We start from the raw sequence: 24321 nt of genomic DNA, 5'->3' as shown, positions 1-24321 counted from the left end.
AATCTGAAAGGTCGCGACGCGCTCTAATGCCCGTCGGCGCCGCGCGGTTCAGGAAGCGATCTGCTCGGGAGCCGACATCAGGTTTCGCGAATGGCTTGGCGGCGCGCCCATGATCTTGCGGAAGGCGCGGCTGAACGACGCCTCGGAATCATAACCGAGACGGTTGGCGACATGGGCGACACGCTTTCCTTCACGCAGCCACTGATGCGCCTGGTGCATGCGCATGCGGGCGACATAACGGGCCGGCGTTTCGCCGACCGTATCGGCGAAACGTTGGGCGAAGCCGGAGCGCGACGCACCCATCAACTTGGCAAGCTCCGGCACCGTCCAGTCCTTCGTCGGGTCGAGGTGAATGGCGGCAAGGACCCGGCCCACTTCCGGGTGGCGCACCGCGGCGAGCCACCCCGTCGCCGTGCCGCAGCCATGCTCGACCCAGGCGCGGATGATCGTGGCGGTCAGCACGTCGGCAAGCCGCGCCAGGATGCCGCCCGAGCCGACGCGCTGCATCGCCGCCTCGCGCGTCATGGTATCGAGTAGCGACGGGATCGACGGCTCGCTCGAGGCAAGGTCGCTCGTGCGCATCACCGACGGCATCAGTTGCAGGAGCGGGTGCAGCCGGTCGACGTTGAACTGCATCACCGCGAAAAACAGAAGGTTCTGGCTGTCCGAGTTGGGGCACTGCACGTCGACGATGCCGTCGCAAAGCTGCCGCTTCGGCAGGTCGCGGATGGAGATCGTCGGCAGGCCGGGCTTGCTGGCGAGCACATGCGCGTCGCCGCGCGGCAGTAGCACGGCATCTCCCGGCGCCAATTCAGTCCAGGTGCCGTCGGGCATCTGAAGATGGGCCGAACCGGACGCCAGAAAATGAAAACGTGCCGGTTCCTGGGCCGGATAAGACGTTGCCCATGGCGCACAGGGCTGACAACGCCCATATTCCACTCCGTCCAGTCTCAGGCCGCGTAGGATGTCGGTCAGCGCATCGGTCATGGGCCACTCCAGCTTTGGACAAACGGCATAGTGTTTTGGATTTTCTAGCATAGAAACTCCATCTGGCCATGCATATCTTCATCACTACCTGCAATGGAGATGAAAATTATGGATGGCATCGTCGCACGGCCCACGGGCGAGGCGGATGAACAAGAAAAACCGCTATGGGCCGCTGTCGTGTCCCTGTCGCTCGGCGTTTTCGGTCTGGTTACAGCGGAATTTCTGCCGGCAAGCCTGCTCACGCCCATGTCGGCTGATCTCGGCGTTACCGTTGGCGCGGCCGGGCAATCGGTGACGACAACGGCCGTCGTCGCGGCCATCGCCGGCCCTGCGATCGTCGTCTATACCGGTCGCTTCGACCGGCGTAACGTCCTTCTGGCACTGACAGCACTTCTCATCGTTTCCAGCCTGATCGCCGGCTTCGCATCCAGCCTTTCGATGCTGCTCGTCGCCCGCTTCCTGCTCGGCATCGGCCTTGGCGGTTTCTGGGCGCTGTCGCTGGCGCTTGCCATGCGGCTCGTTCCCGGCCGGCTGATGCCGCGAGCCATGGCGATCGTGATGTCGGGCGTATCGATCGCAACGGTCTGCGCGGCTCCCGTCGGAGCATGGATCGGCGCGACGCTCGGCTGGCGCTATGCCTTCCTGCTTGCCGCCGCCGTCGGCATCGTCACCTTCATCGTCCAAGCGCTGACCGTGCCGCGCCTGCCGCCGAAGGGGACGACCGGCCTTGACACTATCCTCAACGTCCTGAAGCGCCCGGCGATCCGGCTCGGCCTTGCAACGATCCTGCTCGTCGTCACCGGTCACTTTGCCGGCTTCACCTATGTTCGCCCGTTCCTTGAGCAGGTGCCGCAGTTCGGCGTCGAAGGCATTACCGCCATCCTGCTTGCCTTCGGCGTCGGCGGCTTCTTCGGCAACATTGCCGGCGGCTTCCTTGCAGAGCGCAGCACGCGCTTAGCGATGATGTCGGCCGCCGCCGGCGTCGCCGTCACCACTCTGGTGCTTGCGCTTGCCGGCGCGCTGCCGGCTGTCGCCATCGTCGCGACGGCCGCCTGGGGCTTCGCCTTCGGCGCCCTGCCGGTCAGCGTCCAGTCGTTCCTGAGCCGGGCGGCCGGCGACGAGGCCGAAGGTGCGGGCGCTGCAACGCTCACCACCTTCCAGATCGCCATTTCCACCGGCGCAATCCTCGGCGGCCTGCTCGTCGAACTGCAGGGGCCGGCCGGCGTCTTCCTCTTTGCAGCGGTGGCCGCGATGCTCGGGACCTCGCTGGTCTCGGTCTATCGCGAGCGCGCACTGCAAGCGGCGGAGTAGCTGACCCAAGAGATCAGTGCGGGAGTGGCAACTCGCATCTGAGCCTGCCGGGTCTCCAAAGGCTCGGCAGGCGAAACCGTGCAAGGCACGCGTTCGGCGGGTGCCGGCCTAGACGGAGGCACGGGACTGCCGCGGATGATAGGTCCGAAGCGGCTGCAAGAGCGTCGCTGCCAGCAATTCCGTATGAGGCGTCAAAGGATCAGCCCGGTGGCTGTTGCAGGCGACGTTCCTTCCATGTCGACTTAGGCACGATGTCGTTGCCGATGGCGATGCTGAAGGAGATCACCTCCGTTGCATCCTCGTTGAGCAGGCACTTAAAATCGACATCATACCAATTCGACTTGTTGTGATAGGCGCCGCCGCTGGCGTCCATCCGGTTCTCGAAGATGAACCCTCCCTTGGGGCCGAATGGCACCAGCCCCTGGGGCGGATTATTCGGACGCTGGTGCCGGATCTGTTCGAAAGCCTCGCCGGTGCAAAGCTGCCTAATCCGCACCTTCAGTGGCAATTGGAGCAGCGCCTGCTTGAAACGCGGGTCGGTAATTGCCTTCTCCGAATAAAGGACTTTGGCCTCTGTCAGTTTGCTTGGCGCGGGAACTAAATCGACCTTTGCCGCAGCTTCGGTCGGTTTCATCTTGGTTTTATCCCCGAGCGGCTCGGCCCCAGATCTTTGCACGTCCTTCGCCTCAGTTTTGGCCTCGGCCACCGTCACGGGCGGCTTTTGGTCCGTCGCCGCCTGTGGTGTTTTCCCCGGCACAGCCAAAGTCGGCAACGGCTTTTTTTGCTGTGCCGGCGCTTCGTCCTGTTTCGCCGACACCGTTGCCGGCTTATCCGCCGGCTTTGCCTTGTCATCCACGGCCTTTGCCGGCTCGGAAGCCTCGGTCTTTTTCTCCGTCGCGCGCGCAGCCGGCGGAAGCTCTGCCTCCTTGTTGTCCTGCTTGGTCTTGGCCATGGCCGAGGCGAAGGATTGCGGCAGTTGCTGCGCCGGCTTGGGTTGCGGCTTCGGGTCTGCCTTCGGCTGGGGCTTGGGTTTGGGCTGCGGCTTTGGCTGTTCAGCCTTCTTCTCTTCGCCTTTTTTCGGTCCCGCCTTCTTTTGCTCTGCCTGTTTCTGCTCGGCCTTCTTCGGCTCCTTTGCCTCTGCAGGCGGCGGAACGAGCTCGACGTTGACCGTTTGTTCCTTCGGCGGCTTCGGCAGTTCCAGCGGCAGATCGAACAGCAGGAAGAAGGCAACGACGAGGTGCAGCGCGACCGACACCGGCGCGCCCCATCCCATCCGTTCCCGCCATTTTCCCGCAAAAAGCTGCATCGCCAAGGAGATAAACCAATCGACGGGCGGAACCTAGGAGCTTCCACCGATCTCAACAAGAGGCTCAGCCAGCATCTACAGCCGGAGATCCGCGCTGCAGTCTGCGGGCCATCGATCGATGGCGAATGCAATCCACACCTTGCGCGGCCGCTTTGCCGTCTACTGATGGTCTCTTGTCAAAAACGTTCCCGGCAAAAACGAGGCGGCGAAATCTGTTTCGGGTCCCACGCCAATTTCGCACAAAAATACCTATTATATAATTTCTATAGATTTAATTTTTAAACACGCCTCGAGCGGTTCTGGCCGGTGGCGCGCAATGACATTCTTTTTTGGCTTGGGGGCCTACATGCAGCGAAATTCCAATCACCGAAAACTTTTCACAAAAGCCTTTGCCGCAACCGCGGCGCTGGCGGCGGGCCTCATCGCCACCTCGGCGCTTGCCGGCGAAACGCTCGACAAGATCAAGGCGCGCGGCGTCATCAAGGTCGGCGTCGGCACCACGCCGGGCTTCTTCTCACCCGACAGCAACGGCCGCTGGCAGGGCTTCTTCGTCGATTTCGGCCGCGCCATCGCCATCACCGTCTTCAACGATGCCGAGAAGGTCGAGTTCACCAACTCGTCGCCGCAGCAGCGTCTGCCGGCGCTGCAATCGGGCGAGTTCGACATCCTGTTGTCCGGCGTCACCCAGACGGTGAGCCGCGCCTTCAAGCTCGGCTTCCATTTCGGCCCCGTCGTCTTCTACGACGGCCAGGGACTGCTGGTGCGCAAGGACCTTGGCGTAGCCAAGGGCGAGGAACTCGACGGCGCGACGATCGGCGTGCAGAGCGGCACCACCGGCGAACTCAACATCGCCGACTTCTTCCGCAAGACCGGCAAGGCTTTCACGCCCGTCACGATCGAGGAGACCGGCGAGTTCCTGAAGGCGTTGGATTCCGGCCGCGTCGATGCGCTGACCCAGGATGCGACCGACCTTGCCGCCAAGCGCACGCAGCTTTCCAAGCCTGACGACTATGTGCTGCTGCCGGAGCGGCTGTCGAAGGAGCCATTGGCGCCGGCGATCCGTGCCGGCGACGACCAGTGGCTCGAAATCGTCAACTGGACGGTCTACGCGACGATCCAGGCGGAAGAATTCGGCATCACCAAGGAGAACGTCGACACCTTCTTGAAGAGCGAGGATCCGGCGATCAAGCGCTTCCTCGGCGTCGATCCGTCGCTCGGCGAAGCGATCGGCCTCGATCCGAAATTCGCCTACAACATCGTAAAGACCGTCGGCAACTACGGCGAGATCTTCGAGCGCAACGTCGGCAAAGGCACGCCGCTCAACTTCGAGCGTGGCTACAACCAGCCCTGGACCGCGGGCGGCCTGCTCTATTCGCCGCCGTTCCGTTGAGCCGGTTCATGGTCCTTCCCATGACACGCCAACTCCAACCGGGCCCCTCGGGGCCCGGACCTGTCTCGCGCCTGCGCACCTGGATTGGGCCGCAGCCGCTGCAGCAATTCGCGCTCTTTTTCGGCGTACTTCTGCTCTTCGTCTTTCTCGGTCAAAATACCGCCGAGAGCATGCACCGCATGGGACTGACGCCCGGCTTCGCCTTCCTCTCTCATCAGGCAAACTTCGAGATCGGTGAGAGTGTGCTTTCCTATTCCGCCGGTGACAGCTATGCCCGGGCGCTTGGCGCCGGCATCGCCAACACCGTCAAGGTTGCGGTTGTCGGCTGCCTGCTTGCAACCGTGCTCGGCGTCGCGCTTGGGATCGCCCGGCTCTCAGGCAATCTGCTGCTGGCGAGTTTCGTTCACGGCTATGTCGAGCTTTTGCGCAACACGCCGCTGTTGCTGCAACTGTTTCTCTGGAGCGCTATCATTCACGCGCTGCCGCCGCCGCGCGGCGCCTATACGTTTCTGGGCAGCGTCTATCTCAGCAATCGCGGCGTCTTTCTGCCCTCGCTTTCGGTCGACGGCCTGCCGGCCTCCGTATGGCTGCCCGCGGTGCTCCTGACCGTCTTCGCGGCACTCGTCATTTCCAGGCGCCTGCTGGCGGGCGCGACGTTCTATCTGCCGAAAACCGCCGGCACCGTACTCGGCGCGTTGGCAATCTTCTATTTCGCTCTCGTATCCCTCGGCTTCAGCGCCTCGGTCGAAGTGCCTGCAAAGGGCGGCTTCAACATTCGTGGCGGCCTGTCGCTGACGCCGGAATTCGCGGCATTGCTGATCGGCCTGGTCGTCAACGCCTCGGCCTCGATCTCCGAGATCGTGCGCAGCGGTATCCAGTCGGTGAAATCAGGGCAATGGGAGGCCGCCCGGGCACTGGGCCTGAAGCCCGCCCAAATCATGCGCCTCGTCGTGTTGCCGCAGGCGCTCAGGGTGATCACGCCGCTGATGATTTCCAGCTTTCTCGATCTGACCAAGAACTCGAGCCTCGCGGTCGCGATCGGCTACCCCGATCTCGTCAGCGTCGCCAACACCACGGCCAACACCACTGGCCAGGCGCTGGAGGCGATCATCATCATCGGTACCGTCTACCTGACGATCAGCCTTGCGGTTTCGGCCGTCATGAACCTCTACAACCGACGGGTGGTTCTGCGCGGAGAAGGAAAGCGATGAGCCAGATCGAACTCGCACCGCCCGTAGCACCCGACTGGCAGCGCTGGCGCGAAGGCCTCTTCAGCGGCTGGGCCAATGGGCTCGTCACGCTTGCCACCCTCGCCGCAATCCTCTGGCTTGCTCTCCCCTTTGTCCGCTGGGCCGTCATCGATGCTGTCTGGACCGGCACGGCGGCCGATTGCGCCGGGGAAACGGCCGGTGCCTGCTGGGCCTTCGTCGGCGCGAAGTTTCGCTTCATGCTCTTCGCCTTCTTCCCGCCTCACCTGCAATGGCGCCCGGCGCTGGTTCTCGCCCTCATTGCAACGCTCCTGACGCTCTCCGCCCTTCCCCGCTTCTGGAGCTACCGCCTGGTGCCTATCTCGCTGCTGGCTCTCGTCGGCATCTGGATGCTGATGGCGGGGGCATCAGGTTTGGAACCGGTATCGACCAATCACTGGGGCGGCCTGCCGATCACCCTCACCGTCTCGATCGCCGGCCTCGCCTTCGCCTTCCCGCTCGCCCTCTCTTTGGCGCTTGCCCGCCAATCCGACATGGGTATCGTGCGGTGTCTGGCAATCGCCTTCATCGAAGTGCTGCGCGGCGTGCCGATGATCGCCGTTCTCTATGTCGCGATGCTGATCGTGCCGATGGCGCTGCCGAGCGGGGCTGCGATCGACAAGCTGCTCCGCGCCCAGATCGGCGTCACACTGTTCTTCTCCGCCTACCTCGCCGAAGTCATCCGCGCCGGATTGCAGGTGATCCCGCCTGGCCAGATGGAGGCGGCGCTGTCGCTGGGCTTCAGCCGTATCCAGATGCTGCGGCTGGTCGTGCTGCCGCAGGCGCTGACCGCCGTCATCCCGGCGATCGTCAACCTGTCGATCGGCATCGTGCTCAACACCTCACTGCTCGCCGTCATCGGCATCCACGATCTCCTGAATGCCGCCAAGACTTCGGCAACCGATCCCATCTGGCTCGGCTTTTACAGCGAGGCCTATATCTTTGCAGCGCTCACCTATTTCGCGATCTGCTTCACCGGCTCGCGCTACAGCCTGTGGCTGGAGAGGAAACTCAAGGCCTCCGATCGTCACTAGCGCACCACTCGGGCACCGGGGCGGGGTTGCGCGCCGCACGTCGCCGGGCCAAGAGTGCGGCAACGTGAAAACTGTGACCGGGCAAGCGCATGGGACAAAACAACATCGCCATTATCGGCGGCGGGCCAAGCGGGCTGATGGCCGCCGAGGTCCTGTCTGAGAGCGGCCACGCCGTCACCGTCTACGAGAGCATGCCCACGGTCGCGCGCAAGTTCCTGCTCGCCGGCAAGTCGGGCCTGAACATTACCCATTCCGAAGACTACGCCGCCTTCGCCGAGCGCTTCGGCAGTGCCTCGTCCCGATTGCGTTCGGCCCTTGACGGCTTCACGCCCGACGATGTCAGGCAATGGGCGAAAGCGCTCGGCACCGAGACCTTCGTAGGCTCTTCGGGCCGGGTCTTTCCCGAGGTTATGAAGGCGTCGCCGCTGTTGCGCGCCTGGTTGAAATCGCTCGAAGGCCGTGGCGTCAAGATCCTGACCCGACACCGCTGGACAGGATTTCAGGGCAAAGAGCTCGTCTTCGATACGCCCGATTGCAAAAAGCAGGTCAGTGCTGATGCGACGTTGCTCGCGCTCGGCGGCGCCAGCTATCCGCGCCTTGGGTCCGATGCCGCCTGGATCCCCTGGCTGGATGAGAGGGGCGTGACTGTTGCCGGCTTTGAGCCCGCCAATTGCGGCTTCGATGTCGACTGGAGCGAAACCTTCCGCGACCGTTTCGCGGGCGCGGCGCTCAAGGCCGTTACCGCGACTTCAGAAGCCGGCACCATCCCGGGCGAATTCGTCGTCAGCAAGAGCGGTATCGAAGGCAGTCTGGTCTACGCCCATACGAGCGCGCTCAGAGACCGGCTGTCGCGCGGAGAAACGGCCAACCTGGTGATCGACCTCGCCCCCGGACGAACCGTCGAGAAACTGGCGAAAGATCTTGGCCGCTTCGACAGCAAGACCAGCTTTTCCAACCGCCTGCGCAAGGGGGCCGGGCTCGAAGGGGTGAAAGCGGCGCTGCTGCGCGAGGTTTCGCCCGATGCCGCGCGTTTGGCGCCGCTCGATCTCGCCGCCTTGATCAAGGCTGTGCCGATCCCGCTCAAGCGCCCCCGCCCGATCGCCGAGGCCATCTCGTCTGCCGGTGGCGTGACCTGGTCCGCAATCGATGACGACTACATGTTGAGGGCCCTGCCCGGCACCTTCGTCGCCGGTGAGATGATCGACTGGGAGGCGCCGACCGGCGGCTATCTGCTGAGCGCCTGCTTCGCCACCGGCCGTGCGGCTGCCCGCGGCATCGACCGCTGGCTTGCCCGGCGAGTATAAAATCGCCGCGCCCTTAGTAGGCGCGGCGATTGGTTTTAGTAGGCACGCCGACGTGCTTACTGGTCGTTCAGCACCAGTCCCTTGGTCAGCTCCAGCGCCTGGCGCTCGAAGAGACCGCGGTAGATGCCGCCGTCGAGGCGGATCAGCGCGTCGTGCGTGCCCTCCTCGGCGATCCGGCCGTGGTCGAAGACCAGCAGCCGGTCGAGCGCCCGGACCGTCGAGAGCCGGTGCGCGATGACGAGCGTCGTGCGCCCAAGCATCAGCCGCTCCATCGCCTGCTGGATCAGCACTTCCGATTCCGAATCGAGGCTCGATGTCGCCTCGTCGAGGATCAGGATCGGCGCGTCCGCGAGGAACGCGCGGGCAATGGCGATGCGCTGGCGCTCGCCGCCCGAGAGCTTGACCCCGCGTTCGCCCACCAGCGTGCCGTAGCCTTTCGGCAGGGACGTGATGAAGTCGTGGGCGCTCGCAAGCTTCGCCGCCTTCTCGATCTCGCTCTGCGTGGCGTCCGGTCGCGCATAGGCGATGTTCTCCGACAGAGAGCGATGGAACAGGATCGGCTCCTGCTGGACGATCGCGATCTGCTGGCGCAGCGACGTCTGCGTCACCGATGCGATGTCCTGGCCGTCGATCCGGATCTCGCCGGCTTTCAGGTCATGCAGACGCTGGATCAGCTTGACGAAGGTCGTCTTGCCCGAACCTGAGTGCCCGACAAGACCGACGCGTTCGCCCTCCCGGATCGTCACCGAGAAGCGGTCGTAGAGCGGCTTGCGGTGCGCACCGTAGTGGAACGTCACATCCTTGAAATCGATGCGGCCGTCGGTGATGCGGATCGGCTTGGCATCCGCCTTGTCGTCGATGCCGAGCGACTGGCCATGGATGTCGACAAGCTCTTCCATGTCGTTGATCGAGCGCTGCAGGTTGCGGATGTGCTGCCCGACTTCACGCAGGTAACCCTGCAGGATGAAGAACGAGGTAAGCACGAAGGTGATGTCGCCGGCCGTCGCCTGGCCTTTCGACCAGAGGAACAGCGCAAAGCCGATCACCGCCGCGCGCAGGATGAGCAGCATGGCGCCCTGCGACGTGCCGTTGGTCGTGCCGCGGATCCAGGTGCGGCGCGTACGGTCACGCCATTTGGCGAGCACCTTGGCAAGGCGTGCGTCCTCGCGGCTTTCGCCGCCAAAACCCTTGACGACGATGTTGCAGCTCACGGCATCGGCGAGCGCCCCGCCGAGCTTGGTGTCCCACCGGTTGGCAAGGCTTGCCATCGGCGCGACGTAGCCAAGCGACAGCACGATCGTCATCAGGATGAAGACGATCGACCCGATACCGATGATGACGCCCATCATCGGCCAGTAGAACGACATCAGGATTGTCGATCCGACCAGCATCACGACGGACGGAAACAGGGCGACGAGCAAGGTGTCGTTCAAGAGATCGAGCGCCCACATGCCACGCGTCACCTTGCGCACCGTCGATCCGGCAAAGCTGTTGGCATGCCAGTCGGTCGAGAAGCGCTGGATGCGGTAGAAGGCAGCCGACGCGATGTCGGTCATCATCTTGAGGGTCAGATCGGTGACCCCCAGGAAGGTGAAGTGCCTGAGAATGATCGCGCCGAGCGACAGCGCCATCAGCATCCAGAAGGCGGCAAGCGCCGCATCCCAGGCAAGCTGATCGGTCGCCACACCGGAAACGACGGCGTCGACGAGCCGGCCCGAATAGAGCGGCGTCAGGACGTCAGCGAGCGTCGACAAGAGAACCATGCCTAGAATGACGCTGATGCGCAGCGGCTGCGCTTTCCAGTGGGACCAGGTGAATCCAAGAACGCTGCGGAACGCACCACCGCGCAGGTCAATACGAGTAAAAGCCATAACAATCGCCCGATGCGCGACGCATCGGCCTCAAACAAGATCAGGATGGAATATGCCGTTAAAAGGAACCCAGCTTCCGATGCGGCATCATTAGAGTGACCGTATCCTCAGGAGAGGAAGGGCCAAGGTCAGCGAAACGAAATCCGACCTGGAAAAGACGGAAAGGCGAAAATGCCCTTCCCGGCCCAGTTCAAGACTGCACGCCGCCCCGTAGGGAGAAAGAAAAAGCTGGCATCTTTTGAAACCTCCCTGATTGGTTGCCGGAAGACGACCTATAGGCGAATCGCGCGCAACCGCCAAGTGCAGAAATCTTGCCATGGCGCCAATCGTCGCGGCTGCGACCTGTTTGCAACAGTCTCCGACATGCCTCCCGGGGTTTACGGCGGTGGGCTCTTCGTAGCAGAGTACGCCGCGATCGCCGACCGTGCATGCACGAAACGGCGGCATCTTGGGGAGGGTCCGCGACAACCGGCACCGGCAATGACCGGACGGCGATGCGCGGTGGGAGTGAATTGACAAGGTTCCGGTTCGATATCGTCGCGGCCCTGCTGCCGCTGATCACCCTTGGCTTCATGGCGTTTGCGGGGCCCGCGCGTGCTGTCGAGAAGCAGGAACTCGTGGTGGTCACCTCCTACCCGCCCTCCTTCTTCGAGCCCTTTCGCGCCGCTTTCGAACGCGCCAATGCCGACATGCGGGTGACGATCGTGCAGCGCAACACGGCGAGCGCCAGCCGCTTCGTCATTGAGAAGGCGGACGTGCCGGCCGATATCTTCTGGGCATCGGCGGCCGATGCGTTCGAGCTTTTGAAACGCAACGGCAGCCTGCGCCCGATCGCTCCGCGCAACACGGGAGCAGCCGACAGGATCTTCGGCTATCCGGTCAACGACCCGGAAGGCTACTACCTCGGCTTCGCGCTGTCGGGCTACGGCTTCGTCTACAACCCTGCCCACCTTGCCAAGAACAACCTGCCGGCGCCACGCAACTGGCAGGATCTGCTGAACCCCGTCTATTCGGGCCAGATCGGCATCACCACACCGTCGCGTTCCGGCACGACGCATCTGATCGTCGAAGCTCTGTTGCAAACCTATGGCTGGGAGGAAGGCTGGGCAATGCTGTCGAAGCTCGGCGGCAATCTCTCGACCGTCACCGCCCGCAGCTTCGGCGTTGCCTCCGGCGTGGCGCAGCGACGCTTCAGCATCGGCGTCACCATCGATTTCCTCGCCACCACGCCGGATTTCGCCAGCGCCGGCAATGTCTTCGTGCTGCCGCCCGACACCGTGTTCGTGCCGGCGAGCATCGCCATCCTGTCACGGGCGCGCAACGTCCCGGCCGCGGAGCGCTTCGTCGATTTCGTACTTTCTGAGCCGGGCCAAAAACTCCTGCTGTCGCCGGCGATTGCCCGCATTCCCGTCGACCCCGCACTCAACCGTGGCCTGCTGCCGCGTGAAGACGGCGAGCGGCTGCTGAAATCCGGAGGCTTCGACGCGGCGCTGTCGGCTCGCCGATATGGTCTCGTCAACCTGATCTTCGACGACTATATCGTGCGCCGCCGGGCGACGCTCGCCCGGCTGTGGAAGAGGGTCGCCGAGCTGGAGACAATGGAGATAAAGGACGCGCAGCGGCTGAGCATGTTGGCAAGAGCGCGGCGCCTGTTGGCAACACCCCCTCTTTCTGCAAGCGAGATCGCGAATGTCGCGGCGCCGCTCCAAGGCGAGTGGCCGCGCGGCGTTGCCCGCTCGGCCGCCCACACAGAACTGGCGAGCCGGCTGCGGGCAAGGATCGAGCAGAACCTTGCGGAAGCGGAAGGGCTTCTCTCTTCGGCCTCCCGCCCCGGCGGCAGCATCAACCTCCACCCTTGGCGGCAATGATGGACAGGACGCTGGAAACGACGGCATCGTCTCCGCAATGGCGGTTCGGCATCGGCGCCCGCCTCGTGCTCGCTTTCGTCGCGATCGTCGGCTTTGCGGTCGTCGCCTGTATCGTCGGCTGGCTTTCCTACGAACGGCTGTCCGGTGAACTGTCGCGCATGACGGACGAGCAGATGCCGCAGCTTGCCTTTGCCTCGCGCCTGTCGAAGGCCGGCGCCGACATCGGCTCGGTGACAGCCGTACTGGCCGGCGCCGAGAGCCGCACCGATTACAACGAGATCCGCAACACATACACCATGCGGCTCGCGACGCTGCGCGCTCTGCTCGAAGAAAATGCCGCCCAGCCCGGCACCGCGGCGCTGCTGCCGCTTTCCGAGGCGATCGCGGCGAACCTGAAAAAAATGGACCTTGCCGCCGGCAAGCGTTTCACGCTGCGCGAGGCGATGCGCTCCGACATCGACGAGTTGCGCTGGGTGCAGGCCGACCTTCTCGAGGAGGCCGACCCGCTCGTCGACGATATCCGCTTCAACATCGAGACGGAAACACGCAACGGACAGGGCTCGGCTGCTCTTGCCGAGCAGCAGAAAAGCGAAGCGCTTTTGACGGTCGTCTCCCAGGCAAATCTCGCGACAGGACTGATCGGCCGGCTCGTCAACGCCACGACCGAGGAGGAGATGCAGGAGACCAACGCCTTCCTCGGAGACAGTGCCGACGAACTGGCAGGCCGCATCCACTCTCTCGACGGGTGGCCCGACAGCATCACCGTTCGGCAACTCGCCCGGCGGATTCTCGACCAATCCAACGCCGCGACCGGCATACCCAATCGCAAACGCTCGGAAATGCTGCAGGCAGGAACCCTTGCCCAGCTTGCCGGCGAAAACGCTCGGCTGGTCGAAGAGCTTGGACGCAAGATCGAGACGGAGGTGGTCGCGATCGAAGCGAGCGCCGGCGAGGCCGCACGGCGCGCTGCCGCGGCAATCGAAACCGGGCGCAGCCTGCTGGTGGCGATCGCCGTCCTCTCGGTGCTTGTCGCAACCGCGATCGGTTACTTCTACGTCCACCGGAACCTCATTGCCCGCATCCGCCTGCTGGCCTCAGCCGCCGGCGCCATCAGCGGCGGCCGCCCGGCCGCTCCGATCCCGCCTGCGCAAGCCGACGAGCTCGGCGACCTCTCCCGCGCCCTGACCCTCTTCCGCCAGACCCGCGACGAATTGGTACAATCGGCCAAGCTCGCCGCACTCGGCCAGATGGCGGCCGGCATCGGTCACGAACTCAACCAGCCGCTGGCAGCACTTCGCGCCCACATCCACAGCGCCGCCACCCTGATCGGGCGCGGCAAGGGCGACCAGGCCGCCAACAACCTCGAGAAGATGAAGGGGCTGACGGGACGCATGGCCGACCAGATCAGCCATATCAGGCGCTTCGCCCGGCGCCCGGACGCGCAGCTGCGGCCGGTCGACCTCCTTGCCGCGGCGCGCGACGCATTGAGCCTGCTCGAACATCGGTTCGAGGAAGAGGCCGTCGAGCTCGACCTCACCGTGCCACAGAACAATCAAGTGATGGTAATGGCCGAGCCTGTGCGGCTCGAACAGGTCGCCGTCAATCTTATCGGCAATGCCCTTGATGCCGTCACCGACCGTCCTGAGCGCCGCGTCAGCGTTGCGGTCGATGCGACCGACGGTAACGCCCGGCTGATCGTCGGCGACACCGGGCACGGCATCGCTCCGGAGAATCTGAGCAGCGTGTTCGACCCGTTCTTCACCACCAAGCCGGTGGGCTCGGGGCTCGGTCTTGGCCTGTCGATCTCCTACAACATCGTCAAGGATTTCGGCGGCGATATCACGATCCTCGACACCGGCCCGACCGGCACACGATTCCTCGTATCCCTGAAAGGACCGGAATGAGACCGGAAGCGGACATCATCCTGATCGACGACGACGCCAGCGTGCTTGAGGCCTGTTGCCAGGTGCTCGAACTCGAGGACTTCAGCGTCGCCCCGCACGCCTCCGTCGTCTCCGCGCTTGCGAACCTTCGCGCCGACAGCGAGACGGTGATCGTCTCGGACGTCCGCATGCCCGATCATGACGGCTTCGACCTGGTCGCGGCCGTGCGCAAGATCGATCCCGACATCCCGATCATCCTGATGTCCGGGCACGGCGACATTCCGATGGCGCTGCGCGCCATGCGCGAAGGTGCCTGGGATTTCCTCGAAAAGCCGGCCGATCCGGTTCACCTGATCGAGACCGTGCGCCGCGCCCGTGAACACCGGCGCCTGCTGCTTGAAAACCGGCGGCTGCGCCTGTCGGTCGACAAGGATGGCTGGGAGACGCGGCTGATCGGACATTCGGCGCCGATGGTGGCGTTGCGCGAAAAGCTGCAGCGCATCGCTGCCGCCAGCGCCGACGTTCTGATCATCGGCGATACCGGCACCGGCAAGGAAGTGACGGCAAGGGCGCTGCACGATTTCAGCGGTCGCAAGGGCCGTTTCGTCGCCGTCAACTGCGGCGCCATCCCCGAGACGATGCTCGAATCCGAGCTTTTCGGCCATGAGGCCGGCGCGTTTACCGGCGCGCGGGAAAAGCGCATCGGCAAGATCGAATATGCCGATGGCGGCACGCTGTTTCTTGACGAGATCGAATCAATGCCGCTCGCAGCCCAGGTGCGGCTGCTGCGCGTCCTGCAGGAGCGCGTCATCGAACGTCTCGGCTCGAACGTCGAATTGCCGGTCAACATATACGTGGTGGCGGCGACCAAGGCCGATCTGCACGACGCCGCCCGGCGAGGAGAATTCCGCGAGGACCTCGCCTATCGCCTCGATATCGCCAGGGTCGAACTGCCGCAGCTCGCGCGCCGCAAGGGCGACGTCGGCCTCTTGTTCCAGCACTTCCTCGGCCTTGCGGCCAAGCGCCAGGGACGCACGCCGCCGCCCGTCGGCGCCGATCTTTTCGCCGACCTCAACGCCCGCCCCTGGGCCGGCAACGTGCGCGAGCTGCGCAACGTCGCCGAGCGCTTCGTGCTCGGGCTCGAAGAGCACGTCGGCACTGCCCCCGCGACCGCGGATGACGAGACGCTGGAAGCGCAGATGGACCGACTGGAGCGAACCATCCTCGTCAACAGCCTCGCCAGAAACGACGGCCGGGTCGGAGCCACCGCCGATGCGCTCGGCATCTCCCGCAAGACGCTCTATCTGAAGATGCGCAAGTTCGACATCGATGCCCGGGGCGACGGCGACGAGGGGTGATGTTACCTTTTTGACCCCGCTGTCCCGGCCGCAATGTTACCTTTCTTTCCCATTTTCAGCATGAAACGCCCGGAATCACGGGCATCCTGATCTGGCACGGGCCTTGCTCTCCATAAGGCAGCCGCCAACAACCGGCGGTCTATTGGGAGGAGATACCTATGTTGAAAACCATCGCAGCAGCGATGTTGATGTCGGCTGCGTTCATCGTGACGGCGCACGCCCAGGACGGCGGCAAGGTGACGATCGTCACCTCGTTTTCCAAGGACGTGACCGATCCGTTCAAAGCGGGCTTCGAGGCCGCCAACCCCGGCTTCACCCTCGACGTCCAGAACAAGAGCACCAGCTCGGGCGTGAAATACATCGACGAGACCAAGGTCAACAACCAGGTCGACCTGTTCTGGGCGTCGGCGCCTGACGCCTTCGACAGCCTGAAGAGCAAGGAACTCCTGGCCAAGTTCACCCCGTCGGTGACGGGCCTGCCCGAAAAAGTCGGCTCCTATCCGGTCAACGATCCGGACGGCTTCTACTTCGGCTTTGCCGCGTCGGGGTACGGCATCATGTCGAACGACCGCTACCTGGAAGCCAACAACCTGCCGAAGCCGGCCGAATGGGGCGACCTCGCCAAGCCGGAATACTTTGACCACGTCGCCATCGCCGCCCCGTCGCGCTCCGGCACCACGCACCTGACGATCGAGACGATCCTGCAGGGCGAAGGCTGGGACAAGGGCTGGGGCACGCTCAAGGGCATCGGCGGCAACCTGCAGCAGGTGACCGAGCGCTCCTTCGGCGTTCCGGACGCCGTCAACTCGGGCCAGACCGGCATCGGCATAGTCATCGACTTCTTCGCCTTCTCGGCCCAGGCGAGCGGCTTCCCGGTGAGCTTCGCCTATCCGTCGGTCACGACGGTCGTGCCGGCCAATATCGGCATTGTCGCCAATGCCCCGAACCAGGCCGGCGCTGAAGCCTTCGTCAACTACATCCTGTCGGAGAAGGGCCAGGAAGTCCTGCTCGAGCCGGCGATCCGTCGCCTGCCGATCAACCCAGCGCTTTATGCGAAGGCGCCCGAAGGCTTCCCGAACCCGTTCAAGGATCCGCGTTTCCAGTCGATGATCACCTTTGACAGCGACGTTTCGAAGAAGCGCACGGATGTCGTCGACACGCTGTTCGACCAGCTCATCTCCTTCCAGCTCGAAAACCTGAAGGGCGCCACCCAGGCGATCCATGCGGCCGAAAAGGCGCTCGCTGCCAACGAACAGCCGGCGGCCCGCGCGCTTCTTGACGAAGCCAAGGCCCTGGCTGCCGCCATGCCGATCACGGCGGAGGAGGCAGCCAGCAAAGAAACGCGCGACGCCTTTACCGGCGGCGAAGAGAAGACCGCACGCCAGGCGGAACTGGAGCAGAAGTGGGCCGCGTTCGCGACGGAGAAATATGCCGCCGCCAAGGCCAAGGCTGAAGAAGCACTGAACCTCGTCGACTAACGCGCGACAGCGACCGCCTGCCCAACTGGCGGGCGGTCATGCTCCCAAAACATCATAGCTTCGCCGACCCTGGCGCGCGCTTTGCGCGCCGGGCTGGCCGAACTCACTCCGGAGTCTGCTCCATGGCGCTCGTCGCTTCCGTTCCCATCAGGCCCGCCGCGGCCAAACCAGGCCAGATCCTGGCGGTCTCGGTGATCGCCCTGTTCCTGGCGATCTTCCTGGTCATCCCCGCCGGCACGATCATCTACACCGCCTTCACCGAGAAGGGCACCGGTGCGCTGACCATCGTCAACTTCATCGACTTCTTCAACACCGACCTCTTCCGCCGGTCCTTCTTCAATTCGGTCTATGTGTCCGGCATGTCGGTCGTCTGGGCGAGTGCCATTGCGCTGCCGCTCGCGGTGCTGACGACCCGCTTCGACTTTCGCGGCTCGCTTGTTATCCAGACCCTCGGCTTCGTGCCCCTGATCATGCCGCCCTTCGTCGGCGCGGTGGCGATGCAGCTGCTCTTCGGCCGCAACGGCACGGTGAACCTGCTCTTGAACGACTGGTTCGGCATCCGCATCCCCTTCATGGAGGGGCTGAACGGCGTCATCTTCGTCCAGTCGCTGCACTACTTCCCCTTCATCCTCATCAACCTGTCGACCAGCCTGCGCAACATCGACCGGTCGATGGAGGAAGCGGCCCAGAACCTCGGCTCGTCCGGCTTTCGCCTGTTCCGCCGCATCGTCTTCCCGCTCGCCATGCCCGGCTATCTCGCCGGCGCCTCGCTGGTCTTCGTCAAGGTCTTCGACGATCTGGCGACACCGCTGCTCCTCAACGTCAAGGACATGCTGGCGCCGCAGGCCTATCTCCGCGTCACCTCCGTCGGCCTCACAGACCCGATGGGCTATGTGATCTCGGTCATCCTCATCGCGGTCTCGATCTTCGCCATGTGGCTTTCGGCGGTCGCCATGCGCGGCAAGGACTATTCGACCGTCCAGCGCGGCGGTGGCGGCCTTTCCAGGCGCAAGCTCAGCCGCGGCGAAAGTGCGATCGCCTATGGCGTCGTCGCGCTGATCCTGCTGCTCGTGCTGTCGCCGCATATCGGCCTGCTCTTGCTTTCCTTCGCAACGGTCTGGTCGTTCAGCCCGCTGCCCGACGCCTATACCGTCGCCCACTACGGCCGGGTCTTCGGCGAAAGCTCGCTCTACATCAAGAACACGTTGATCTATGCGAGCCTTGCCGGCCTGATCGACGTGGTCATCGGCGGCGCCATCGCCTATCTGGTGCTACGCACCAAGGTCGTCGGCCGTCGCTGGCTCGACTGGGCGGCAACAGCAGCGCTCGCCATCCCCGGCGTCGTGCTCGGCATCGGCTATCTCCGCACCTTCTACGGCATCACGCTGCCCGACGGCACGCCGCTCGCAACCCTCTGGGTGATGGTGGTTCTGGCGCTTGCCATCCGCCGCCTGCCTTATGCGCTGAGGGCCTGCTACGCCGCACTGCAGCAGGTGTCGGAATCGCTCGAAGAGGCCGCCGAGAACCTCGGCGCCACCAAGCAACGAACGATCCGCCGCATCGTTCTGCCGCTGATGACCGGTGGCCTGCTCGCCGGCTTCGTCACCAGCTTTTCGACCGCCGCCGTCGAACTGTCGGCGACGCTGATGCTGATCCAGAGCAATTCGGACGCACCGATCGCCTACGGTCTCTATGTCTTCATGCAATCGCCGGCCGGTCGCGGTCCGGGTGCAGCCCTCGGCGTCATCGCCGTGATCATGGTCGCGCTCTGCACGCTTCTGTCCCACTACGTCATCGAGCGCCGCCAGAAGGCGCTCGGGACGGCAAAATAATTCGGGAGGAAACAATGACAGTGAACATCAACAGCGCAGCACTTGCCGCCGGCCCCGCCAAGGCGATCAGCATCAGTGACGTCAATCTCTACTACGGCGCGCTGCACGTGCTGAAGGACATCAACCTCGAAATCCGGCCGGGCGAGTTCTTCGCTTTCCTCGGTCCGTCCGGCTGCGGCAAGACCACGCTGCTGCGATTGATCGCCGGCTTCAACAATGCCCGAAAGGGCAAGGTCGTGATCGGCGGGCAGGACGTGCTCGACATGCCGCCGTGGAAACGCGACATCGGCATGGTCTTCCAGTCCTACGCGCTCTGGCCGCACATGACGGTCGCCGCCAACGTCGCGTTCGGGCTGGAAGAACGGCGGCTGCCGCGCGCCGAGGTCGATCGTCGCGTTCAGGCGGCGCTGGAACTCGTCGGGCTCAAGCACCTCGCCGACCGCCGGCCGTCGCAGCTTTCCGGTGGCCAGCAGCAGCGCGTGGCGCTCGCCCGCACCATCGCGATCGAGCCGAAGGTGCTTCTGCTCGACGAGCCGCTTTCCAACCTCGATGCCAAGATGCGCGTCGAAGTCAGGCGGGAGCTGCGCGAGCTGCAGCAGCGGCTGCAATTGACGACGATCTTCGTCACCCACGACCAGGAAGAGGCCAACACGGTCTGCGACCGGATCGCCGTCTTCAACGAGGGCAGCATCCAGCAGGTGGGAACACCGATGGGGCTCTATGAAAAGCCGGCCAACCTGTTTGTCGCCAACTTCCTCGGCACCGCCAACATTCTCGACGGCAAGGTGGCCGGCAGCGGCGCTGCCAGAAGCTTCGAGGTCGTGGGCGGTGGCTCCATCCCCATCCCGGCCGGAACCGACGTGCCCGCCGGCGCCAAGCTCGTCTTCCGTCCGCAATATGCGACGATCGGCAGCCTCGAGCCCGGCGCCGTCGCGCTCGAAGGCATCATCGCGCATCGCGAATTCCTCGGCGCGACCGTGCGCTATGGCGTTCGGATCGGGGCCGCGACGGTGCTGATCGACGCGCCCTTCCATTCCGGCGACGCGTTGCTCGAACCCGGTGCAGCTACGACGCTCGGTCTCAAGCCGTCGTCGGCGCAATGGCTCGCCCACTAGAGACCACGACGAGCGTCCGCCGGGATCCACCGGCGGACGCCACCTTCCCCATTTCAAGCAGCGCCAGATCGCTGACACCGAGTTCCGCATGACAAAAGATCTCCCAAGCCTCATCCTCATCCGCCACGGCGAAACCCAATGGAACGTCGCCGGCCGCCTGCAGGGCCGCAAGGATACGCCGCTGACCGCCAATGGCGTGCGCCAGGCGCTCGCCGTCGGCCTGCGCCTTGCCGAACGGATCGCCGACGAGGAAAAGAACCTGACCTTCTGGGTGAGCCCGCTCGGCCGCGCCCGCCAGACCGCATCGATCCTCGCCGACACCTGGTCGATCCCCTTCGATCGCTTCGTCGAGGCGCCTTCTCTTGCCGAGCGCTCCTATGGCGCCTGGGAGGGCCTTGTCCATGACGAGATCGAGCGCGATCTTGCCGATCAGTACGACGCGCACAGCGCCGACCCGTTCGACTATTCGATGCCGGGCGGCGAAAGCCGGACGGCGCTTTCAGCGCGCCTCGAGGCCTGGCTTGCCACGCTCGACCGCGGCCGCCGCCATGTCGTCGTCACCCATAGCGGTTGCCTCAGGGCACTGCGCGGCATCTACACTGCCGCCTCGCGCGACGAGATCCTCGCCTATCGCGAGCCGCAGACAGCCTCGTTCCTTCTGACCGCAGGCTGCGAGACCATGTTCGACGTTCCGCTCAACATCCTGCGCGCGCTTGGCTGCGACGGCGCCGGTCGGACGGTCTGGATCTGACCGGCCACACGGTCGCGACCACCAACTAGAAACGCCGCGCATGGAAGCCATGCGCGGCGTTCGAACTTTCAAGCAAGGGCATTGCCGCTGATGCCCATCGCTTCAGAAGCTAACCTTGAGCTTGGCGTTGACACCGTGGTCGGAAACGCCGGAGGCGATCTGGCCGGTGTAGTTGACGCCGAAGGTCGCGGCCGGGGCGATCTTGAAGTCGATGCCCGCTTCCACGAGCGCTGCGTCCCGGGCGATCGGTGCACCGCCAACCGCAAAACCCTGGCCGCCGGCGAAGGCAAGCGTCGAGGTCGGCACGAGATCGCCGAAGGCATGGCGCCAGCCGACGGTGCCGCTCAGAACCGCCGCCGTCTCACCGAAGGAAACGTCGGTCGACGTGCGCACGCCGATCGTCGTGAACGTCGTGTCGGTATTGTCGGAGCGACCCGAAAGCGCCGCCGCCCCGCCTTTTTCACGGAAGCCGTCGGTGTCGAGGTTGAGATAGGCAAGGTTGGCGAAGCCTTCGAAGTCGAAGCGACCGGCGCTCGTCGCATAGCTCGCCTCGCCGAAGATCTGGGCGGTGCGGGCATCGTAGGCCGCCGTCAGGCTGTCGTCGAAGCCGCCGAACGCGACGCTGCGCGCCGTCTCGATGCGGTGCCAGCTATAGGTCGCGCCCGCCGTCAGCGACAGCGCGCCGAACCCGGCACCGGCATAGGCACCGATGTGGTAGTTGTCGCTGTCCCCGGAGGAACGACGGTCGACCACATCGAAGGACGAGCGGCTGTAGCCGCCGAAGAGACCGGCGCGCCAGTTGTCGCCGACGAGGCCATCGGCGCCCATGAGAAAGCCGCCGACGTTACGCTGGAAGCCCGCCGCATTGCCGTTGCCATCCGTATCGCCCCAGGTGCCGAAGGCCTGGCTCCAGAAGGCGAAGCGGTCGGTGTCGGCGGCGACGCTCTCGATGCCGCCCTCGCCATAGGCGAGCACCGACACCTGCTTGGTGCTGGCATCGCCGAAGGCCGCGCGGATGCGGTTCGTCGCGGCACTGTTCAGAAGCAGGCCATCCTGCAGCAGCATGCCCTTGGTCGAGGCGTGGATTTCGCCCGAGAGCTGGTCGAAGGCGAAACGCGCCTGGTCGCGATCGAGATTGGTGAGCGCCGTATAGGCGGCATTGGAGAAGCCGAGGTTTTCAGCGCCAACTGCGGCTGCCCGCTGGTTGGCCGTCGTTGCCACATCGGCGAAGCGGATATCGTTGCGGCTGAGCGTCAGCGTGACGGTGTTGGCGTCGTAACCGAGCGTTGGGTCGAGGAAGACGAGGCTTGATGCGACGTTGCCAAAGGTGCCGGTCACACCGCCCGCTGCCGTCAGGATCGTGTAACTGGTCTGCGGCGCGTAGCTGCCATTGGCGGCGAGCGCCAGCACCGAACCGCCGTTCAGCGTCGCCTTGCCTGACGCGATGATCTTGTCGCTCTCGCCCTTGTCGTTGACTTCGACCTCGTAGGTTGAGCCAGACGCAAGATTGATATCGCCGGCAACGTTGAGCGTCCCGATCGAATTACCAGGCGCGACCACCCCACCATCGGCAATTGTGATGCTGCCGAACGTGCCGATGCCGCCGATCGCGCCATCCTTTTCAATGGTGAGCCCCGAGGACGACGCGATCGAACCCTGGACCGAAAGCAGGCCGGATTTGACGATGGTCGCGCCGGTATAGGTGCTCTGGCCGTTGAGTACCAGGGCGCCGGCGCCGAGCTTGATGAGCCCGCCGCTGCCGCTGATCGCCTTGTTGACGGCGACGACGTTTGCCGCATCGGCGACATCGAGCGCACCGCCGCCTGCTTCGAGCACGATATCGCGGTTGATGTGGTGCATGTCGCGGCCGGCGATCCTGAGCGCCCCGCCGTCGAGCCGGAGCTTGGCCGAAGCGCTGCCGAGGGCGGCGTCCTCTTCGACCACCACCGTGCCGCCGTCGGTCACCAGCGTTTCGCCGATGAAGGAGTGATCGTCGATGCAATAGTCGCGGATCGCCTGCTGGAAGCGGGCGTCCGTGCTCTTGCAGTCGAGCAACGTCTTCTTCTCCTGGTCGGTCAAACCCGAGAGTATCGGCAGGCCGTTCTCGTCGGCGATCTGGCCGAGATAGACGTCATTGCGCATGTTGTTGCGGCTGAGCGTGAACACCCCACCCTTCTCGGTAAAGGTCGACGCTTCGTCGCCCCAGACGATCCGGGTCTTGGCGGCCGCCGTCGCCGGATCGGTGTAGTTCTGCAGCACCGGGCCGACCCAGCGCACCGTGTGGGCGACCGGCTCGTGGTCCGAAAGCGGCGTCTTCGATCCATCCGGATTGGTCACGTAGCTGGCATCGGTGATGACGCCGGAATAGGGGTCCTTCGGATCGTCGTTGAGCGTCCACCATTTGCCGAAGGGACGCGACGCCAGGAAATGGTCGATCTTCACCCGGTGCCAGCTCGCCCAGGTGTTGGTGGCGTCCTCGCCGTGCGACGGCCAGGTGACGCTGCCGTCGTTCAAGCCATGCGGCGAGAACTGCTCGCGCTCGTTCGGAAGCTGCAAGATCTGGAACTGCTTCTTCAGGATGTTCATCGTCTGCGGCAGGTTGCCGGCAACCGGATACATCTCGTCGGCAAAGAGGCCCGAAGGCACCGTCGAGGCGTTGATCGCCGAAGCGCTCTTGCCCTTCCACGCGGCGATATAGGCGTCCAGCTTCTGCTGGTCCTTTGCATAATCGCGCAGCAGGCTCATGTAGAAGCTGTTGGTCGGGTTCTTGACGTAGGTTTTCAGCAGCAGTTCCTGCTGGCTGACCGAATGCAGGCCGCGCTCGGAGACGTCGCCGGCATTGAAGTCGCCGGTGAGGATGATCGGCCGCGTCTCGGACTTCGCCCATTGATTGATGCCCTTCGCCTCGCTGATGCGGGTCGTCGGCGGGTCGTAATAGTTGAGGTGAGTGGTGCCGACGACCACCTGCGGCTTGCTGACGGTCGGGTCCACCACCGCGTAGGTCACGATGTCGCCAAGGGTGCTGGCGCCGAAGGTGCCGGGCAGACGCGAGAACACGCCGGTATCGCCGTCCTGACGCGTGCCGTAGGTTCCGAGACCGGCATTTTGAAGAATGCCCGGAATATCACGCGCGTAGGTGCTGTTGGCGCGGAACTCCTGGAAGGTCAGGATGTCGTAGTTCCCCTTGATGAAGAAGTCCGACATGACGCTCGGATTGGCCTTGAAGCGGTCGAGCCAGGTGTTGAGCGTCAGGATCTTCATGCTGTCGTCGGCGGCGCGCGCCTCGGCCGCCGAGAGGGTCAGGCTCGTTCCGCACAGAAGGATCGCCGTCGCGAGGCGCAACGGTTGTTTGAGGCGCGCAATAGCCCGCACCCCGCGGAGGTCGTGTCCACGTTGTTTCATTATCTTGCTCCAATGTCGCGATGCGAACACGCTCCGTCACAAGACCTTCATGGCGATGGTGTTGATGAGCGGAAGAGTTCGATGAAATGTACGATTACGGACATTAGGCGAGTCAAATGTCAGTTTTACAACATTTCATCGGGCGCCATAAAATTTCGCGCGGCGGATCGGTGCAACGGCGATT

At 64.3% G+C, this 24321-nt stretch carries 16 protein-coding genes; 12 read left to right on the top strand and 4 right to left on the bottom strand.

The features are described from left to right. Positions 1 to 48: 48 nt before the first annotated feature. Positions 49 to 987: an AraC family transcriptional regulator gene (locus XB14_RS21705; protein ID WP_077963883.1), complete on the bottom strand. Its 939-nt coding sequence runs from the start codon at positions 985 to 987 to the stop codon at positions 49 to 51. Positions 988 to 1095: 108 nt separating this feature from the next. Between XB14_RS21705 and XB14_RS21700 the strand changes: the two genes are divergently transcribed. After that, on the top strand, positions 1096 to 2298 hold the full coding sequence (locus tag XB14_RS21700; protein ID WP_143348485.1) for an MFS transporter: 1203 nt from the start codon (positions 1096 to 1098) through the stop codon (positions 2296 to 2298). Between the two features lie 199 nt (positions 2299 to 2497). On the opposite strand, the gene XB14_RS21695 is transcribed toward XB14_RS21700, so the two are convergent. Continuing rightward, complete coding sequence (locus tag XB14_RS21695) at positions 2498 to 3604, bottom strand: DUF930 domain-containing protein (protein ID WP_234804118.1); 1107 nt, start codon at positions 3602 to 3604, stop codon at positions 2498 to 2500. Between the two features lie 346 nt (positions 3605 to 3950). Here XB14_RS21695 and XB14_RS21690 point away from each other — a divergent pair, with 346 nt between their 5' ends. The 4 genes from XB14_RS21690 (at position 3951) to XB14_RS21675 (ending at position 8579) form a co-directional block, all read left to right on the top strand. Beyond that, positions 3951 to 4994, top strand: a complete 1044-nt coding sequence (locus XB14_RS21690; RefSeq protein WP_077964052.1) for an amino acid ABC transporter substrate-binding protein — start codon at positions 3951 to 3953, stop codon at positions 4992 to 4994. Between the two features lie 20 nt (positions 4995 to 5014). Further along, a complete protein-coding gene (locus tag XB14_RS21685) occupies positions 5015 to 6205 on the top strand; it encodes an amino acid ABC transporter permease (RefSeq protein WP_077964054.1) in 1191 nt (396 codons plus the stop codon). Then, positions 6202 to 7275, top strand: coding sequence for an amino acid ABC transporter permease (locus tag XB14_RS21680; protein ID WP_077963877.1), 1074 nt, complete (start codon positions 6202 to 6204; stop codon positions 7273 to 7275). Before XB14_RS21685 ends, XB14_RS21680 begins: the two co-directional genes overlap by 4 nt. An 89-nt stretch (positions 7276 to 7364) precedes the next feature. Continuing rightward, complete coding sequence (locus XB14_RS21675; protein ID WP_077963875.1) at positions 7365 to 8579, top strand: TIGR03862 family flavoprotein; 1215 nt, start codon at positions 7365 to 7367, stop codon at positions 8577 to 8579. A 56-nt stretch (positions 8580 to 8635) separates the two neighbouring features. Here the strand turns inward: XB14_RS21675 and XB14_RS21670 are convergent, their stop codons facing one another. Then, a complete protein-coding gene (locus tag XB14_RS21670) occupies positions 8636 to 10450 on the bottom strand; it encodes an ABC transporter ATP-binding protein (RefSeq protein ID WP_077963873.1) in 1815 nt (604 codons plus the stop codon). 512 nt (positions 10451 to 10962) lie between these two features. Between XB14_RS21670 and XB14_RS21665 the strand changes: the two genes are divergently transcribed. The 7 genes from XB14_RS21665 (at position 10963) to XB14_RS21635 (ending at position 20735) form a co-directional block, all read left to right on the top strand. Then, complete coding sequence (locus XB14_RS21665; protein WP_179119637.1) at positions 10963 to 12318, top strand: ABC transporter substrate-binding protein; 1356 nt, start codon at positions 10963 to 10965, stop codon at positions 12316 to 12318. Next, entirely contained in the window at positions 12318 to 14222 is a 1905-nt protein-coding gene (locus XB14_RS21660; protein ID WP_077963869.1) for an ATP-binding protein, read from the top strand. The genes XB14_RS21665 and XB14_RS21660 overlap by 1 nt, the downstream gene beginning before the upstream one ends. Next, the gene (locus XB14_RS21655) at positions 14219 to 15559 is read left to right on the top strand and encodes a sigma-54-dependent transcriptional regulator (RefSeq protein ID WP_077963867.1); all 1341 of its coding nucleotides are present in this window, start codon (positions 14219 to 14221) and stop codon (positions 15557 to 15559) included. Before XB14_RS21660 ends, XB14_RS21655 begins: the two co-directional genes overlap by 4 nt. A gap of 158 nt (positions 15560 to 15717) precedes the next feature. Then, the gene (locus XB14_RS21650) at positions 15718 to 17037 is read left to right on the top strand and encodes an ABC transporter substrate-binding protein (protein ID WP_060643977.1); all 1320 of its coding nucleotides are present in this window, start codon (positions 15718 to 15720) and stop codon (positions 17035 to 17037) included. A 122-nt stretch (positions 17038 to 17159) separates the two neighbouring features. Then, positions 17160 to 18869 (top strand): ABC transporter permease, encoded by a 1710-nt coding sequence (locus XB14_RS21645; protein WP_077963865.1) that lies wholly within the window; start codon positions 17160 to 17162, stop codon positions 18867 to 18869. 14 nt (positions 18870 to 18883) lie between these two features. Continuing rightward, on the top strand, positions 18884 to 19984 hold the full coding sequence (locus tag XB14_RS21640; protein WP_077963863.1) for an ABC transporter ATP-binding protein: 1101 nt from the start codon (positions 18884 to 18886) through the stop codon (positions 19982 to 19984). 88 nt (positions 19985 to 20072) lie between these two features. Continuing rightward, positions 20073 to 20735, top strand: coding sequence for a histidine phosphatase family protein (locus tag XB14_RS21635; RefSeq protein ID WP_077963861.1), 663 nt, complete (start codon positions 20073 to 20075; stop codon positions 20733 to 20735). 102 nt (positions 20736 to 20837) lie between these two features. On the opposite strand, the gene XB14_RS21630 is transcribed toward XB14_RS21635, so the two are convergent. Further along, positions 20838 to 24137 carry an autotransporter domain-containing protein gene (locus XB14_RS21630; protein WP_077963859.1) on the bottom strand — a complete coding sequence of 1100 codons (3300 nt, stop codon included), beginning with the start codon at positions 24135 to 24137 and terminating at the stop codon, positions 20838 to 20840. Between the last annotated feature and the right edge of the window lie 184 nt (positions 24138 to 24321).

Source organism: Ensifer adhaerens (assembly GCF_002007205.1).
In the GTDB taxonomy this organism is placed as follows: domain Bacteria; phylum Pseudomonadota; class Alphaproteobacteria; order Rhizobiales; family Rhizobiaceae; genus Ensifer; species Ensifer adhaerens_D.
The sequence above is the reverse complement of the archived record's forward strand: the minus strand, read 5'-3'. Positions and strand labels throughout refer to the sequence as shown.

Coding starts and splice junctions, on each gene's coding strand:
- XB14_RS21690 (WP_077964052.1), top strand. CDS start 3,951: ATGCAGCGAAATTCCAATCACCGAAAACTTTTCACAAAAGCCTTTGCC.
- XB14_RS21650 (WP_060643977.1), top strand. CDS start 15,718: ATGTTGAAAACCATCGCAGCAGCGATGTTGATGTCGGCTGCGTTCATC.
- XB14_RS21660 (WP_077963869.1), top strand. CDS start 12,318: ATGGACAGGACGCTGGAAACGACGGCATCGTCTCCGCAATGGCGGTTC.
- XB14_RS21685 (WP_077964054.1), top strand. CDS start 5,015: ATGACACGCCAACTCCAACCGGGCCCCTCGGGGCCCGGACCTGTCTCG.
- XB14_RS21670 (WP_077963873.1), bottom strand. CDS start 10,450: ATGGCTTTTACTCGTATTGACCTGCGCGGTGGTGCGTTCCGCAGCGTT.
- XB14_RS21705 (WP_077963883.1), bottom strand. CDS start 987: ATGACCGATGCGCTGACCGACATCCTACGCGGCCTGAGACTGGACGGA.
- XB14_RS21645 (WP_077963865.1), top strand. CDS start 17,160: ATGGCGCTCGTCGCTTCCGTTCCCATCAGGCCCGCCGCGGCCAAACCA.
- XB14_RS21675 (WP_077963875.1), top strand. CDS start 7,365: ATGGGACAAAACAACATCGCCATTATCGGCGGCGGGCCAAGCGGGCTG.
- XB14_RS21695 (WP_234804118.1), bottom strand. CDS start 3,604: ATGCAGCTTTTTGCGGGAAAATGGCGGGAACGGATGGGATGGGGCGCG.
- XB14_RS21635 (WP_077963861.1), top strand. CDS start 20,073: ATGACAAAAGATCTCCCAAGCCTCATCCTCATCCGCCACGGCGAAACC.
- XB14_RS21700 (WP_143348485.1), top strand. CDS start 1,096: ATGGATGGCATCGTCGCACGGCCCACGGGCGAGGCGGATGAACAAGAA.
- XB14_RS21680 (WP_077963877.1), top strand. CDS start 6,202: ATGAGCCAGATCGAACTCGCACCGCCCGTAGCACCCGACTGGCAGCGC.
- XB14_RS21640 (WP_077963863.1), top strand. CDS start 18,884: ATGACAGTGAACATCAACAGCGCAGCACTTGCCGCCGGCCCCGCCAAG.
- XB14_RS21630 (WP_077963859.1), bottom strand. CDS start 24,137: ATGAAACAACGTGGACACGACCTCCGCGGGGTGCGGGCTATTGCGCGC.
- XB14_RS21655 (WP_077963867.1), top strand. CDS start 14,219: ATGAGACCGGAAGCGGACATCATCCTGATCGACGACGACGCCAGCGTG.